The sequence below is a fragment of the Methylomonas sp. ZR1 genome, from assembly GCF_013141865.1.
Classification (GTDB): Bacteria; Pseudomonadota; Gammaproteobacteria; order Methylococcales; family Methylomonadaceae; genus Methylomonas.
This window is the reverse complement of record NZ_RCST01000001.1, coordinates 1,500,602-1,515,249: the sequence shown is the minus strand read 5'-3', so window position 1 is coordinate 1,515,249 and position 14,648 is coordinate 1,500,602. Positions and strand designations below refer to the sequence as shown.

The window sequence follows — 14,648 nt, the reverse complement described above, 5'->3', positions numbered from 1 at the left end:
CGCTAGGCTGCCCACACATAGGTAGCCACTGCTCTGCCCGGTATCTCAACAAGCGCGTTTTTGCCTTGATAGTGGATAGCAAAGGCTTGCGGCTCGGCTGCGTCGTTTAACACGATCAATACGATAGAACCTGCTGGCGTGAGGAAGGCAACGTTCGGCAAATAGTCGTTTTGCACGCCGGAATCAATCCGCACGGAACCGGGCCGGACAAACTTCGCCGCGTGGGCAATCACGTAATAAGCAACATTGCGTGTGACCTGATCGCCGTCTATCGTCAACGCGCCCACGCAGCGGGCTTCGCCGCCCGGCGTGTGCGGCCCGCAAAACGGATCGGAGGCCAAATTCCATTCCAACACCGCCCTGCTCCAGTGCCGCAACGAGCCTATCAACACGTGGCGGGCGTGCCACATTAAATCGCCGCCAAATTCGCCGTCCGAACCCACCCATTGTTCGGTGAAATACAGTTTCATGTCCGGGTAAGCTTGATGCACTTCCGATAACACCGAAATATCACCGCCATAAAGATGCCATGCGGAGCCGCTGAGATATTGCCGAGCCTCGGCGTCGGCGAACACCGTCAACGGATACTCTTTGACATCGCAATTGTGGTCCCAGCAAAACAATTCCACGTCGGCTAATCCCGCCTCGCGCAAGGCCGGTCCCAAATAATGCTTGATAATTTCGGCCTGTTCCGGCGCTTCCATTACCATGCTCGGCTCGTTTTTTTGATTAAGCGGCTCGTTCTGCGGCGTGATAGCGTGAATCACGATGCCGCGTTCGCGCATCGCTTGCAGATATTTCACCAAATACGCCGCGTAGACGGCATAGCATTCGGGCTTAAGTTTGCCGCCGATAAACGCTTGGTTAGTCTTCATCCAGCGTGGTGCCGACCAGGCGGTGGCAATAATTCGAATAGTTGGATTGAGCGCCAGAATGTCTTGCAGTAGCGGAATAACGTACATATCGCCGGCATTCAAATCAAAATGCGCGAGTTCCATGTCGGTCTGACCATCAGGCATGTCGGCATAGCTAAAGCAACGCTCGCTTAAATCGGAAGCGCCGATACTAAGCCGCAAACAGCTGACGCCGATCCCGTCACCATCAGGCAAAAATAGTTCCTGCAACAAAGCTTGCCGTTCGACCTTGGGCAGTGCCGCTATCAGCATGGCGCTGCCGCCGGTCAAGGAGAAGCCAAAAGCTTCCACGGTTTGATAAACATCGCCGGTATCGACCGCTATTAACGGCACATCGCCGAGAGGGTTGTTAAAACCAAAACCACTGGTCTGTGGTTGTAGCAAAGCATGCTGGTCGGCAGTCGTCAGCCAAATCTCTATAGGCTCGCGCCCCTCGCTTTCGGAAGATTGTGATTGAAAAGCGTTGGTTTGCTCAGACATGACAGCCCTCATGGTTAATGCGGAAGCGGTTCCGCCGGATTTAATACAAACAGCATGGCGCTATATTATCGACTTTGCTCAGGCTAGCCAGTTAATTTTCCCGCCTGTTTAATACCATCGTGAAAACTGCACAATCCACACATTGTGCTCAGGGTCTCAGGCTTTTTGTTGGGCAATGTCATAAAACCGTCAAAATCACTTATACTGCGATTTCCGTTTTAACGTATGGAGATCGGATATGAAAAAATTGGTTTCAATTCGCGCGCTAACCACTCGGCTAAATCGTAAGCTGGCCAAGGAGTCGAAGAAGTTATTGAAGTACAAGCCGAGGTTGCAGAACAACGATACGATTGTCGAATACGCCGTTGTGGATCTAAAGACGAACTCCATCATTAATTTTCATATGGCGAGCGAATTGCAAGAATTTGCCAGAGGACTAGGCTGCTTAGCCAGTCTGGAAGAAGTTTCTTTCGAATAGCAGCCGTTTAGCGTTGCAGTTCCATGAAGCCGGGTACGCCCGGCTTTTTTGTGCGCCTAAATCACAGCTGATCTATATTCAGCGCGTCGGCTTTTTAGGTTTTGCCGTTTAACTGGTTACTCAAAGCGCGTTCCGAAATGTCGTTGTACAAATTGGCTAATTCAGCGATCAACTTTTGATATTCAGGGTGGTGCTTCAATAGCGGCATCATCGTGCTGGCCTCTGAAAGCATTTGTTCAAAATGCATGATTTCAATCTCGTTCAGCGTATCGCCCTCTTCCACTCTTTTTTTAACGGCCAACGCGCGCGGAATAGACTGCTCTTCCAATTGCTCCACAAAGGCAGTGATAATGCCGATTTCATCATCTGACGAATACATTTGTATTTCCTGTTTGTTGCGACGAAAAGCCATCGCTGCTGAATTATCGCCTTGTCTCCCGGAAGTCTCTAACCTTCTGCCTGTCTCGGAGCATAGCGTTTCCTTTGGTTTTTAGAAGCTCCCTTCCCTGAGTTTTTGGTATTTTACGGAAAAAATCAGATGTAAATTTTGACTTTAAACATGGTAAAGCCGAATATTGAAACTACTCTTTAGCATTTTTGGATAAAAAGATGACGTTTCTTAAAAAAATATCTGCCCTAGCCCTGTTATCTCTGACAACGAATACCGCCTGGTCCGAACCTGTTCACTTTTGCAAAGTGCAAAGAGTTTATGAAGACGATGTCAGCGTACAGCCAAAGATTGTCCATGAGGACTGCTCCGGCGTCGCCTTTCTTTGGTATGCCAAATTTTACGTCGAAGCATCCTGCTGGCCCGGCGCTATCGAATTATTGAAGGGTAAATGCGAACAAACTGAACTCGATTCCAAAGACTATGCTCCCGAGCCAACGGCAATCGAAACCCAAGAAGAAAATCAGGAAAAAGGCCTTTAGGCAACAAGCCCTATCAAGCAGAAACGCTTGACCTGCGGTTCAGGTTTTCCTTCCCTGCGTCGATTGCCTTCAGACTTGCCGGTAAGATCCACAACAACCATCCGCCGGACATGCTGTTGGCCGTCCGGCCGTGAAATGACCAAGCCTGCCGAAATTCATCCGTAGGCGAACTCGCGCCATTCCAATTCCGGAATCAGGCCTTGCCGGTGCTGTGAACCGCCCGCAGCACCAATATTTTCCCGAACGTTCGCAAGCTCACCACCTCTTGAAGTACCAATCCACTGGCATCGAACAGTCGCCGCCATTCGGCCAGCGTTCGCTCCCGGCCGCGGGTGTTGACGAACATTTGCATGTCGAATGAGGCTGCAGCGATGTCGGTCGGACTATCCGGCATCACCATCTCCATCACGGCGATGGCAGCGCTGCTATCTGCACTAGCTTGCGCGACATTGCGCAGCACGGTGACGCAGGTGTCGTCATCGAAGCCATGCAGCACCGCGCTCAGCAGGTAAATGTCCTTGCCGCTTTGCGCCTTGGGCACGGCTTGCAGCAGGTCGCAGGCTTCGAAGCGCATGCGTTGCAGTGCCGCGCCCTCGCCTTTTTCCTGCCAGAACTGCGCCGCGCCTCGGATAACCTGTTCGCGGTCGGCTACCAACGCCGTAAGCTGCGGATGGCGTTTGAGGATGGCAAGCGATTTTGCGCCTTTGGAACCGCCGACGTCGATGATGCGCTCGAAGCGCGACCAATCCAAATCGGTAACAAAGCTGTCTCCGGCCAAGGCTTCCACGCTATCCATCGCCTGCGCGAACAACGCATCGAATTCGGGATGGTTGTCCATATAGGCGTAAAACGCCTGCCCGTGCGCCAATTCGAACGGCACGCCGCCGTAGCGCACGCCCTGTTCCAATTGTTCGAACCACGGCCGGCTCATTTCCGGCGAGTTGTGCATCAGCACCATCGCCCGCACGCTTTGGGGATGATCCGGGCGCAAACAAGACGAAAGCTTGTTATTTTGGAAGCGACGCGGCGAGACTTCCTCGAACACGCCCAGCGCCGCCAGCATGTGCAGCAAGCGGTAGATGGCATCGGCGTCGGCGCCGACCCGGTCGGCCAAAGTTTGGGCGCTAGCTTCGCCTTCGGCCAAAGCGCCGGCGAGGTCCAACCGCGCGGCGACATACAACGCCCGCGATTGCCAATAGGCCGAACCGATCTGCATCAGGCGGAACGGCGGCGGCACGATTTTGTTGGGCAGATTTTGCAGCCAGGCGCCGAATCTGGCGAGTCCGGCTAAACGGCGCACCGCGCCGGCGTTCTTTTGCAATGTCATGTCACGCTCCCGCTTGCGCGGCGGCCATGCCAGCCGCCAATAGTTTGCCATTGAGCGCGGCGAGTTCGTTGAGGAAGGCCTCATCCATCTGCCCGCCCATCTGTTCCTCGAAGATGTCTTTCAGCAGCATCGGCATCATCGCCAGGCTGACGAAAGCCATGCGCGCCACGTCGGGATTGATCGCGAGATCGACCTGGCCGCTTGCCTTCAGCTGTCCCAGCCGCCGCGCACCGCCGTTGCGGCCGCGTTCCAGCAACTGCAGGATGAAACGCCGTCCCGGCCCGTGGTTGAGGGCAAGCACCTTGAGAATAAGCTTGGGAAACTCGGGATGCCGGCGCATGGTGTCGTAATAGAGGCGCAGATATTCAGCGAAACCACCGGCCTCGGACAGCGTATCGCTGTCGAGCATGTCCAATATGGGCTTGAGCGTCTCGCGTATCATTTCTTCGTAGAGGCCTTCCTTGTTGCCGAAATAATAGCGGATCATCGAGACGTTCACGCCCGCCTGGTCGGCGATGGTGCGGGTGGTAACCTTGTGGTATTCGTCGGCGAGGAAACACTCCAGCGCTGCCTTGAGCAGGCGCGCGTAAACCGGGTCGTTAATATCGTTCATCACAAAAACTCCTGCAAGCCAAGATGGCGGCAGGTTAGCACCGGCGGCACAGCTACCCTAACGTTTTCGCCAATCAAGATGATGGGTTTGATTGAAGTGCAATAGAAGAAAGCCGATCCCCCTGTCGCCGCCTCGCATCGCATTTTCTGCGGGACGGCCAACGACATCCCTTCGCGGTCAGCGCAATAAACGAACCCCGAGCAACATGCATCCCACGGCAAAGGTGAAAATTCCAACAGTAGACACATACACCGAAATCATCGGCCCCAGCGCATAAACCACGGCGCCGGCGAAGATCAATAATGCCGCCGGCTTGGGATAGATCGCCGAACGGTAGATAGTCAGGCAAAACAGCACTATACCGATCAATATCGTCGCGGAAGCCAAAATTCTAAACGCCAACACCGCCGGATCGTTTTTGATGACGGCGTCCCGTAACAGAAAGGCGGTTTCCGGATAGCGGGCGATGACGGGGTAAAGAAACAGCTCCCAAGTGACCTTGCAAGCCTGCAGCAAATAAGCCGCCTCGACGAATAAAAAACCCACGGCGCCCTGCACGCCAGCCGTGTCGCGCATCTTGGCATAAACCGCATAAAACCCCACCAACAGCGCTAACACGCCAACGAAGGCGACCAGCGCCAAAGGCACCCAAGCTGAGTTACGCACCATCTCGGCATAGTCGAAGGTTCCTGTCCCTAACGGCAACAAGATTGGGAACAAGACCGCATAGGCGCTAAGCAATAGCGATCCCAAGATGATGGCGATGCCGCCGAGTTTTTCGAAAATGGGCATGTAGTTTTCCTTGATTCGATGGATTGTCTGCCAACGACCCTGAGCTGCCGCAAAATATTTAATTTGCGATGACAACGATTGGTAAATAAGCTGCCAACTGCGTAGGGTATGCACCGCATACTATTTTCGGGATTTCCAATGAGCCAAACGCCAAAAAGGTACGCGGTGCGTACCCTACTTGGCTTTTGTTCAAGGTCGGGTAGTTTGGAGAAAATTGTTGCGTGAATTACCAATATCAAGCTTTGAGTAAACTGCCTGTTTTATTGGCTCCTTTGCTGTGTGAGTATTAAAATAGCACTGGGTTCTAATAGATATAATCTTGTTGATAAAAAATGATTTCGATACTGGATATTTTTCGATGATTTCAAAGAGCCTTTCTTTTGCCAAGTGATCAAACTTACTAAGAGTATCTAAAAAATAAAAATAACTTATTATGTCGTAGGCCGGAGTATTTTTCTCTCTAGCGAGAGCCTCAATAATCTCTTTAAGCTCCGGCTTACTTATAGAGCTAACAATCTTTTCAATATTTCCCATCACCCAAACAAATATATTGAATAAAACGTTTTTTCTGATTTCCGCAAGTTGAATAGATTGTTGTTTATTTGGATCAAACCTGTCGGACATTTTGTATTGCCTTTGAATAAACTCAACTATATCTTCTAGCTTCTGCTTGTCTGTAAGTAAAATCTTAGCCAATCTCAATCCGGCATCGCAAATTATTTCTATAATGTCGTGTATTGTAGTTATTTCTAATGACCCTGATTTGTTTTTCAATAACTGACTTAGTATTTCAATATTTTTATGACATTGATATATGCTGCCAAGAAAATGATCCTCATCAAGTTCGCTTTCTGTGGAGTCTGAAGTGGAATTTGATTCAATAATATCCCTTATATTTCTCTGTTGCTCCCTTTCAATCTCTACGTTCTCATTATTTGATAATTGGGCAGGTATCGATTTAAGAAGTTCGACAAACATGTCTGTTTCTTCTTTATCCAACTTGGCCGGAATCACATCATCAATTGCACAAATAGTGTAAGTTAAAACTTCATTAAGAATGTCATGCGTTTGGGAATGATGAATTGTAAATATTAGTGTTAAAGAATTGTTTCTAAAGCGACTTTTTGACACCAGATCGATAATTAAGTCGTGGCAAAATTTATGATTTGTAGCGAGATACTGACCTAAAAAATAATAATAACTATAAGCAAGATTAAACTTTATAAATCCATTGCAAGTCTTAATTAACCCATTAGGCCCAACCAGCCTATTAAGAATTGCCTTGTTGACAATGTATTTTTTCCTGTATTTATCAACAAAGGCATCATATTGATGATGATCTATAGTTATGCCTGCCGAGTTTAAACTATGAATCTCAAAAGCAAGGTGTTGTGCAAAATTAAAACAGAAATTAACTGAATCATCATCATTATTTATGCCAGACTTTCTTATATGAGCAAGTATCAAAACATAATAACAATGTCCATAGGCAGTAATTTTTAAATCTTTAGGCATAAATGCCTCGTAAGACTGCAGTATTGTGAGAATGAAAATGGGTATCTAGGTAGTATTTTATTGTCAATAATAATTGAGTTTATATTATTTTCAATTTTGTCTATTTCTGAATACCCTGTATCTTCATTGAAATGTGCGCGTGTTACTGTAAGCCATTTCTTTATAAGTTTTTCTTGTTTTGCATGGGTAAACTGTTTGACGGACAAGCACGTAAAATCTATTAGGCGTTTATCATCAGAAAAAAAACTCGCATAATCATCTGACGAAGTAGTTATAATAATCTTGTCGAAAACTTTTCTTGCTTCAGCCAAATGATCCAAGCACTTTCCATGCGGAGAAAGATTATCAAAAATAATTATTTTTTCATCTTTTTGAGACCAAATATCATAATTGCCAATATATTGACTTTCATAACAATTTCGAAAAATATCACCACCTGCCTTTTTGTTTGAAATATTATTCAAATCAATTAAAAGTACAGGACGCCCTTCTTTTATTAGACTTGTCAGCAAGTGGGTGCATAATTTTGATTTCCCGCTTCGTTCCTCTCCACAAATAATTACCTTTCCGCCTTGAAGTATTTGCAGAGGGGTCTCTATTAATATTTCCGATGTCAAATCTACTTGCTTTACTACATTAGGAAAGACAAATATGTCGTTAATATCCATTCTTTCACTTGCTTGTGAATAAAATTCTGTCTTTGAAATCTCGCTTAAGAAATCTGGACGTAGCGCAAAGCATTTAGAAATTTCTTCAGAAACTTTTTTAATTTCCTCATATATTTCGTTGAGGGCATCATCTTTAAAAGGCTGTTTAGAAATTGGCTCCTTGTTTTTTGGCAGAACTTTCAGCTTGTGCATACCATAGTAATCTTGCCAAGGACAGGATTCTAATATAATTGGAATTATGTGTTTTTTATTATTTTCAATATATTGTTTTGCATACAGAAATTGGCGTTTACAGTCATTATCAGAAATAAAGGCGGCGCTCAAGAGAACAACAATAATATCTGATTTATCAATTTCGTACTGAACTTCCTTATCAATTGTTTGGCCTGCCAACACTTCTTTTCTTGACCAGTCTTTTATCTTATTGTTCTCCTTCAGAATAGCAAAATAACGCGACAAGTCACTACAAAAACCTTGATTGTCAGGGTGATATAAATAAACTAGCCTTGGCTCTGCCATATCTGCCTAATTCCTTATGATTGTTAGTGTTATATATTTAATGCCAACTCTTTCACTTTCAAATATACGTTATGCCAAGCTTCATCTTGATCCAGCCATTTCATAATCGGCTTTCCATCTATTGGAAGAGCCAAATATTTAGACATATCATCGAAGTCAATCCACGGACATTCTCTAACAATCACAGAAACAAGTTTTTTGTTCATACCTTTTGCCATTAACCACTCATCTTTGCAAGCTTTTGAGCTTAAAAAGTCTATACTAACCAAAAACATTACGATATCCGCCTTCTGCATTGCTTTCTCAATTTCATCCAATAAATTTGCTCCGGCAAGAATTTTCCTGTCACACCAATCGTCAATTATGTTTTCACTTTTTAAAATTGATAGAAATTTCTCAATATTTTTTCTGTGTAACTCATCTGCATGACTGTAGCTATAAAAAACGTTTATTGCCATATAACCTCCGAAAGTATTAATTAGGGTAGTGGAATTTGCTGATCAGCGTGTGAGGTCGTAAACGTACCACACCCTACATTTCGGCTCAAAATTGAATAGGCATGACGAACTAAAAGGCCGTAAGGCGCAATCGTAGGGCGTCAATAGGCGTAGCCGTATTGCGCCGCATGTTGGTCATTAATGTTTCGGCGCATTACGCTAAAGCTAATGCGCCCTACGCGGCTAACTGAGCGAGACAAGGTTTTGATTCTGTCGCGAACCGGTTTGTCCAGCTTGTTGATGGCTTTGGCGGCGCCCGTCTTAAGCCTAATGCTCCAAGGCATTGAGTTGCTGCTCCCATTCCGCCAAGCTGATGGTATCGTCCTTGCCGCTCGTCAATTCTGCTAACGCAGTATCGGCGGCAGCCACATCCGCCAAGTCTTCAAGGTAATCGCTCAGGAGATTTTTGATTAATTGCGCGGGGCTGACTTGTTCCTGCTCTGACAACTGACGGAGCAGGTTCGCCGTGTCGTCGTCGATATTGAGTGTCATCATGCTGCCGCCTCTATTGTGATTTTAGACGCTTAGTCTCGTTGTATAACGCCGAGGGCCGTAGGATGTGCTGAACAGCGTGCACCGCACTTACGCCCTTTAGGGTATCGTTCGCGATTTGTACGGTTCGTAAACTCACTACACCTTACGCCTGCTTTTGCTGGACATTTGCCATAGGCACTTTCGTTTCGTCTTGCGAATTCTGGCCGGTTTTGAGCTTACCGCTACGGCCCTATCCGCCCAAGCTCACACAGATTCCAACTCTATTTTTACCTTTTTACCGAGCGCGGCGGCGGCGCTGACTAAGGTGGTCAAGGTTAAACTGGTGTCTTCTTCGTCCAGCAAGCGATTAAGCGAAGCCCTGCTGGTGTGCATTTTTTTGGCCATTGCCGTTTTACTGAGTTTTAGCGCCGACATGCCTTCCGATATTTGCCAAGCAATGACCCGCTTGGCCGCTACCGCTGTCACTTCGTCAAGGTTGGCTTCCTCACTTAGGAAGTCGTCGAAGCTGCTACCGATATAAGGGTTTTCTTCTTGGTTAGTGTTCATTGCTTACCTCGTAATGCTTTCAGTCTTTGTTTTGCCAAATCGATTTCCGTTTTCGGTGTTTTCTGACTTTTCTTGATAAAACCATGCAGCAAAATCATCGTCTGTTTATCGATGACAAACAGAACGCGAGCTATCCGGTTATCCAGCTTAATTTTGACTTCCCCAATATCGCCGTCAAGATGATAGAGGTGGCCCCAAACCTTTAAACAGCAATTCCCAAAATTAAAGTGAAATCCCTGCTGTTGGTTAGGCTGCCATTTTGACCGGTGGCAGCAAATCGGTATAGGCCTGATGAGGCTTTTTTCGGTTCAAGCTGGAATGGGGTCGCTTGTGGTTATACCACTCGAAATAATCCAGAATCGAGGCTCTGGCTTGGCCGAGGGAATCGTACGCATGTAGGTAAACCCGCTCGTATTTGACCGATCGCCACAATCGCTCGACGAAAACATTATCTCGCCAGGCGCCCCGTCCGTCCATGCTCAACTGGCAACCCTGATTTTTCACGGCATCGACAAACGCCTTGGCGGTGAATTGGCTACCCTGGTCGGTATTAACGATCTCCGGTTTACCATACAGCCGAAACGCCTGTTCCAGCACATCGACGGCATGACAGGCTTCCAGTGTAATCGCGACCTTGGCTGCCAAGACCTTCCGACTGGCCCAATCCACAACCGCAGCCAGGTAAACAAAGCCTTTTGCCATCGGAATATAGGTCGTATCCAGGGCCCAAACCTGATTGGCTCGGTTGATGGTCATGCCGCGCAGCAAGTAGGGAAAGATTTCGTGCCCTGGCGTTTTCTTGCTCGTATTAGGCTTGCAATACACGGCTTCGATGCCCATCCGCTTCACTTGTGCCCTGTGGGTATCAAGGTTTTCACATGCTTACGGCCAGTGGTGATCCCTTGTTCATTCAACTGATCTCGCAATTGCCGGGCGCCCATGAAAGGCCGTAAGGCGCAATCGTAGGGCGTTAATAGGTGTAGCCGTATTGCGCCGTATGTTGTTCATTAACGTTTCGGCGCACTACTCTAAAGCTAATGCGCCCTGCGCGGCTGAGTTTTACCATGGATCAACTATTCGACCGCTTTCGTTTACACCAAAGGCAGATATACATCCGTAATCTGTTCGTGTTCGGGCGTTTCAGGCACCCGTTTGATGTAATGAAAAAACAGTGGAAATTCCCGCAATTCCTCTCCGCTATCCGGCAACCACTCCCGGTAAAGGTAATAAACACTGTCGCTGATACGGTCGGTTGAACCGATATGGCGCACCACGGCGCAACGTCCTCCCGGAATCAATTTGTTGATCACCCCTTGCGAGTTTTCCGGCACGGGTTGCTTGACCTCACCGCATACATCGAATCGGAATGACTCTGCGGGCGTGACAGCCGGGTCGTCATACGCGATACCAAACGTCCGACTGCTGGCGATCGGCGACAAGCCGCTCTGTTTGCGCCAGTCTATGAAGCCTCTGACCGACTCCATTATCAGGCTGGGCGGGCCACGGTGCTCCAAGACGGCTATTGTGGTTTCTGAAAATTCGACGATGTTGACGTTCATTTGGGGACTCCTTATGCGTTTGGGTAATAGCATGCGCTCATTCCAAGGCTGCCATGCTGGGTGCTTTCGAAATTGAGTAGGCGTTTGTCCGAAGCACTTTTTGAATGCGCGGGAGAACGATTCCGCATTTAAGAAACCGGCGTCCAAGCTAATATCGGTAATGCTGCGCTGCTCCTGAAACACTAGTTGGTAAGACGCTTTGCGTAAACGCAATAACTGAATGTAGCGCGTCGTGCTCAGCCCGGTGTAAGCGGAGAATTGCCGTTGAAAGTGAAACCGGGAAAAATTGGCCTGTTTGCTCAGTTCATTGACCGACACCGGCTCGAACAGATGCTTGTCAATGTAATCGAAAATCCTATCGAAGCGCATGGCATAGGCCGCGCTGGCCGTTTTATCATCCACTTTCATACCTCCTCAATCGAGCGCTACTGTAACAAGCGCAGAATCATCTCGCCTGACTCAACGTGCTCAATTGACCAGAGGCATATCTAAAACAAATTCACGCACTGCGGCGACGAATTCATCGGCCTGATCGTGCATGATGAAATGGCCGCTATGACTGACGGTAATATGCCGCGAATGGCCGGACAAATGGGCCAGATCGTCTTGCTCGGCCATTTTAATCTTGGCGAGCACCTTTTCCGTTTCAACATCTTTGCCCGCTCTCTTCGCTTCGCGCTCGACTATAGCCAAATCCACCAGATTGCCGGCGGTTAGCACTAATAACGGGAGATTGCCTAAGCTGCGTGGTGGCGGTGTCGTCGGATCAAGTCCTTGGCGCATGACGGCGATTTCATTGACTACCGCATCAGCGGTATCGGTGCGATTTTGTATCGCGGTTTTCGCGGCCAGGATTTCAGCCGGTAGCGGAGATGGCCTGCGGTCGGCATCGGCGATGCCCAGCAGCCTGACGATACCGAGCCGCGACAACGGTTCTGCAATTACGATTTGCAGGGCTTGTTTCCGATAATCCCAAGCGGCATAAGGATAATCGTGCATGGGGCCTTGTTCGTGCGTCGAATCGACTAGAACAATACCCTGTGTCTGTTCGGGAAACCGCTGATAGAAAGCACGCACGTAGATTCCGCCCCGCGAATGGCCAACCAGTACAAACGGCGGGGCAATGCCGGCGTTGTGCAATACGGCCTGCAGGTTTTCAGCCACTTCTTCCGGCTGGATAGCAGCGGCTATGGGATCGCTCCAGCCCAAGCCTGGGCGGTCGTAGGCGCAAACGCGCATGGTCTGGGCAAGCTTGGCGTGAACCGGATACCAGCTCAACACGTTTTCGCCTAGGCCCGCTTCGAGAACCAGCGTTGGCGAACCGGAGCCCAGGCAATAGAGATGGAGATTCACGCCTTTCGCTGAAATCATGCGTCCTGGCGGCGGGAATGCGGCCTGGTCGGCTGTGGTTCTTTTGGCTTGATAAAATGTGCCCGTTAGCGCGGCGAGACTGCCGATGGTCAAACTTAAGAGCAAGTAACGCATACGCCGCGATAAAACGAATGTCATGTCAGCCAACGAAAGAATGGATTGCGAACAATGAAACTACCTACATAAAACAGATACGCTGTGCGAATGCATTCACACTCTTCCAATCGTTAAACTCAATCACGAGATTGGGATTAGTGGGGCCGCTAGTTATCCACATGATGCAACGGATGATATGTCTATTTAAGAAACGACAACTTGGATAGTCAATTTTTCCGGCAAAGACCGCCAACTCAAAAGGCCACCAAGCGGATTTTTCAGAAACTTCCTGATGTAAGGCTTGGTTTCAGGTCGATTTTTATCAGGCATTCGCGCCGTCAGATTGACCGAAAAAAACGCACTGGGTTTGTTGATCAGGATCGCTAAATTTCGGCGCACCCATTCGTATTGTGTTTTTTGCCGATGCAACAAATTCGGCCGAATGACCTGTGCCGGTGATTCGTTGACACTGCCTGCATTGGCATAAAAAGACAGACGCGGCTCGGATTTCACTGCGTATTGAACCGCTCCGCACATGCAGCCGCCTTTAAATTCGCTCATGCAATCTATCGATGTTAGGCGTGGGGAAAAGCTAATGGCGCTGATTTGTATTCCATAAATTCGCTTACTATCTGCTTACCAGAAACTTACAGGCAACAAAAAAGGCCTAGGTCGTTAAACCTAAGCCTTTGATTTGTCTGGTAGCGGGGGCAGGATTTGAACCTACGACCTTCGGGTTATGAGCCCGACGAGCTACCAAGCTGCTCCACCCCGCGATTGATTTGACTTATTATACAGACCTTAAATTATTTAGCAAGCAATAAACATGCTATTTGTTAAATAATGTCACCAGATAAGCTCCTTATCTGCTTGCCGTTGCTTTTAAAGCGGATGATTAAGGTTGGCCGGCAGGCAAATCCGCTGTATTCAGATCGGTATTTAAACAGGTGGGATGGCCGAAACCTCCTGCGCTAATTCCGGTACCACCGTTCGGATTGGCGGCAATGTCGTAAATGATATTATCAGGACGCTGTGGATCGCCACTCACTCCCCCGACGCCGACAATGTGGTCAAGCCCTAGATTATGTCTGACTCTCCAAGCGATATTATGATCGGCACAAGAGGTGTCGCCGCTTAAACCGACGCCACCGACCAGCGTTTTTCCCACTGAATACAAGCCTAGGCCACCACCGAATACATTAATGCCACCAATTTTTGACCCAACCATAGGATCTTGAGGAGTACCGTTTAAACCTGGATTTCCGCCATAAGCAACGCCGGTTTCAACGGGATTGCTCTCTTGAAGTCCGAATAAACTACCACCAGGCTGTACCGCTGAATATAAATTCGCTGTCGATAACGCCAAACCATTGGGCTTGCCGGAACCAGCAGAATCTGAGGAAGAATCAAGACTGAGCGAATTGGCTGTGTTGGCTTTTTGCGCTGAGATAACGCGACTGGCCGGCCATTGTGCCCCCCGATGGGTGCCGGAAAACGCTACGGCACAAACCACGCCGTCACGGTTGACTAAAGTGGCCCACATATGCAAATTAAGCCCGCTTTCCTCCGCACTCACTGCATCGTCAAGTGCTGCTTTCAATGTGGCGTGATTAGGCAAGCCCCTACAGGCTTGCCCCACTCCTTTATTGTTATCTTTATCGGCGATTGCCGCACCAGCGCTGGTCAGCATCACAAGTGAAGCAGCGAATAACCATCTTGTATTCATAAAAAGTCCTCCTAAGTGTTTGTATAGTTATTAGGTCTGAAGCTTAATATTTGCGGCATTCGCTGCACGCAACTAATCCCCCAAACCGGCATGGATTTTAGTCGCATGAATTATCATGGGTC

At 48.3% G+C, this 14,648-nt stretch carries 17 protein-coding genes, 1 tRNA gene and 2 pseudogenes; 2 read left to right on the top strand and 18 right to left on the bottom strand.

Annotated features, from left to right (window positions below; translation table 11 throughout):
• Nucleotides 1-2 precede the first annotated feature (2 nt).
• The gene (locus DDY07_RS07000; RefSeq protein WP_171695336.1) at nt 3-1,394 is read right to left on the bottom strand and encodes a glycoside hydrolase family 30 beta sandwich domain-containing protein; all 1,392 of its coding nucleotides are present in this window, start codon (nt 1,392-1,394) and stop codon (nt 3-5) included.
• A gap of 238 nt (nt 1,395-1,632) precedes the next feature.
• Between DDY07_RS07000 and DDY07_RS06995 the strand changes: the two genes are divergently transcribed.
• Nucleotides 1,633-1,872 (top strand): hypothetical protein, encoded by a 240-nt coding sequence (locus tag DDY07_RS06995; RefSeq protein WP_033156179.1) that lies wholly within the window; start codon nt 1,633-1,635, stop codon nt 1,870-1,872.
• Nucleotides 1,873-1,966: 94 nt separating this feature from the next.
• Here the strand turns inward: DDY07_RS06995 and DDY07_RS06990 are convergent, their stop codons facing one another.
• Nucleotides 1,967-2,251: a hypothetical protein gene (locus DDY07_RS06990; protein WP_133120677.1), complete on the bottom strand. Its 285-nt coding sequence runs from the start codon at nt 2,249-2,251 to the stop codon at nt 1,967-1,969.
• A gap of 230 nt (nt 2,252-2,481) precedes the next feature.
• Between DDY07_RS06990 and DDY07_RS06985 the strand changes: the two genes are divergently transcribed.
• Nucleotides 2,482-2,802, top strand: a complete 321-nt coding sequence (locus DDY07_RS06985) for a hypothetical protein (RefSeq protein WP_171695335.1) — start codon at nt 2,482-2,484, stop codon at nt 2,800-2,802.
• A gap of 193 nt (nt 2,803-2,995) precedes the next feature.
• Here DDY07_RS06985 and DDY07_RS06980 read toward each other — a convergent pair whose 3' ends face one another.
• The 16 genes and pseudogenes from DDY07_RS06980 to DDY07_RS06900 all read right to left on the bottom strand — a co-directional run bounded on the left by DDY07_RS06980 (nt 2,996) and on the right by DDY07_RS06900 (nt 14,526).
• Entirely contained in the window at nt 2,996-4,129 is a 1,134-nt protein-coding gene (locus tag DDY07_RS06980; RefSeq protein WP_171695334.1) for a methyltransferase, read from the bottom strand.
• 1 nt (nt 4,130) lies between these two features.
• Nucleotides 4,131-4,742, bottom strand: a complete 612-nt coding sequence (locus DDY07_RS06975; RefSeq protein WP_171695333.1) for a TetR/AcrR family transcriptional regulator — start codon at nt 4,740-4,742, stop codon at nt 4,131-4,133.
• A 177-nt stretch (nt 4,743-4,919) separates the two neighbouring features.
• A complete protein-coding gene (locus tag DDY07_RS06970; protein WP_171695332.1) occupies nt 4,920-5,534 on the bottom strand; it encodes a hypothetical protein in 615 nt (204 codons plus the stop codon).
• A gap of 189 nt (nt 5,535-5,723) precedes the next feature.
• Nucleotides 5,724-7,049: a hypothetical protein gene (locus DDY07_RS06965; protein ID WP_171695331.1), complete on the bottom strand. Its 1,326-nt coding sequence runs from the start codon at nt 7,047-7,049 to the stop codon at nt 5,724-5,726.
• Nucleotides 7,034-8,236, bottom strand: coding sequence for a toll/interleukin-1 receptor domain-containing protein (locus DDY07_RS06960; protein WP_171695330.1), 1,203 nt, complete (start codon nt 8,234-8,236; stop codon nt 7,034-7,036). Before DDY07_RS06960 ends, DDY07_RS06965 begins: the two co-directional genes overlap by 16 nt.
• 29 nt (nt 8,237-8,265) lie before the next feature.
• Nucleotides 8,266-8,694: a toll/interleukin-1 receptor domain-containing protein gene (locus DDY07_RS06955; RefSeq protein ID WP_171695329.1), complete on the bottom strand. Its 429-nt coding sequence runs from the start codon at nt 8,692-8,694 to the stop codon at nt 8,266-8,268.
• A gap of 140 nt (nt 8,695-8,834) precedes the next feature.
• Nucleotides 8,835-9,017 (bottom strand): hypothetical protein, encoded by a 183-nt coding sequence (locus tag DDY07_RS23855; RefSeq protein WP_216614723.1) that lies wholly within the window; start codon nt 9,015-9,017, stop codon nt 8,835-8,837.
• Entirely contained in the window at nt 9,001-9,228 is a 228-nt protein-coding gene (locus tag DDY07_RS06945) for a DUF6290 family protein (RefSeq protein ID WP_171695328.1), read from the bottom strand. The genes DDY07_RS23855 and DDY07_RS06945 overlap by 17 nt, the downstream gene beginning before the upstream one ends.
• Before the next feature lie 243 nt (nt 9,229-9,471).
• On the bottom strand, nt 9,472-9,774 hold the full coding sequence (locus DDY07_RS06940) for an XRE family transcriptional regulator (protein WP_171695327.1): 303 nt from the start codon (nt 9,772-9,774) through the stop codon (nt 9,472-9,474).
• Nucleotides 9,771-10,052, bottom strand: a complete 282-nt coding sequence (locus DDY07_RS23850) for a type II toxin-antitoxin system RelE/ParE family toxin (RefSeq protein WP_367650912.1) — start codon at nt 10,050-10,052, stop codon at nt 9,771-9,773. Before DDY07_RS23850 ends, DDY07_RS06940 begins: the two co-directional genes overlap by 4 nt.
• A pseudogene (locus DDY07_RS06930) lies at nt 10,021-10,721 on the bottom strand (IS3 family transposase); the annotation flags it as partial. The gene DDY07_RS23850 and the pseudogene DDY07_RS06930, both read right to left, overlap by 32 nt.
• 144 nt (nt 10,722-10,865) lie before the next feature.
• A complete protein-coding gene (locus DDY07_RS06925; RefSeq protein WP_319960792.1) occupies nt 10,866-11,735 on the bottom strand; it encodes an AraC family transcriptional regulator in 870 nt (289 codons plus the stop codon).
• A gap of 66 nt (nt 11,736-11,801) precedes the next feature.
• Entirely contained in the window at nt 11,802-12,842 is a 1,041-nt protein-coding gene (locus DDY07_RS06920) for an alpha/beta fold hydrolase (protein ID WP_171695324.1), read from the bottom strand.
• A gap of 40 nt (nt 12,843-12,882) precedes the next feature.
• Nucleotides 12,883-13,337: pseudogene (locus DDY07_RS06910) on the bottom strand (flavodoxin domain-containing protein).
• A 162-nt stretch (nt 13,338-13,499) separates the two neighbouring features.
• A tRNA-Met gene (locus DDY07_RS06905) sits at nt 13,500-13,576 on the bottom strand.
• Nucleotides 13,577-13,695: 119 nt separating this feature from the next.
• On the bottom strand, nt 13,696-14,526 hold the full coding sequence (locus tag DDY07_RS06900; RefSeq protein WP_171695321.1) for a heme-binding protein: 831 nt from the start codon (nt 14,524-14,526) through the stop codon (nt 13,696-13,698).
• Between the last annotated feature and the right edge of the window lie 122 nt (nt 14,527-14,648).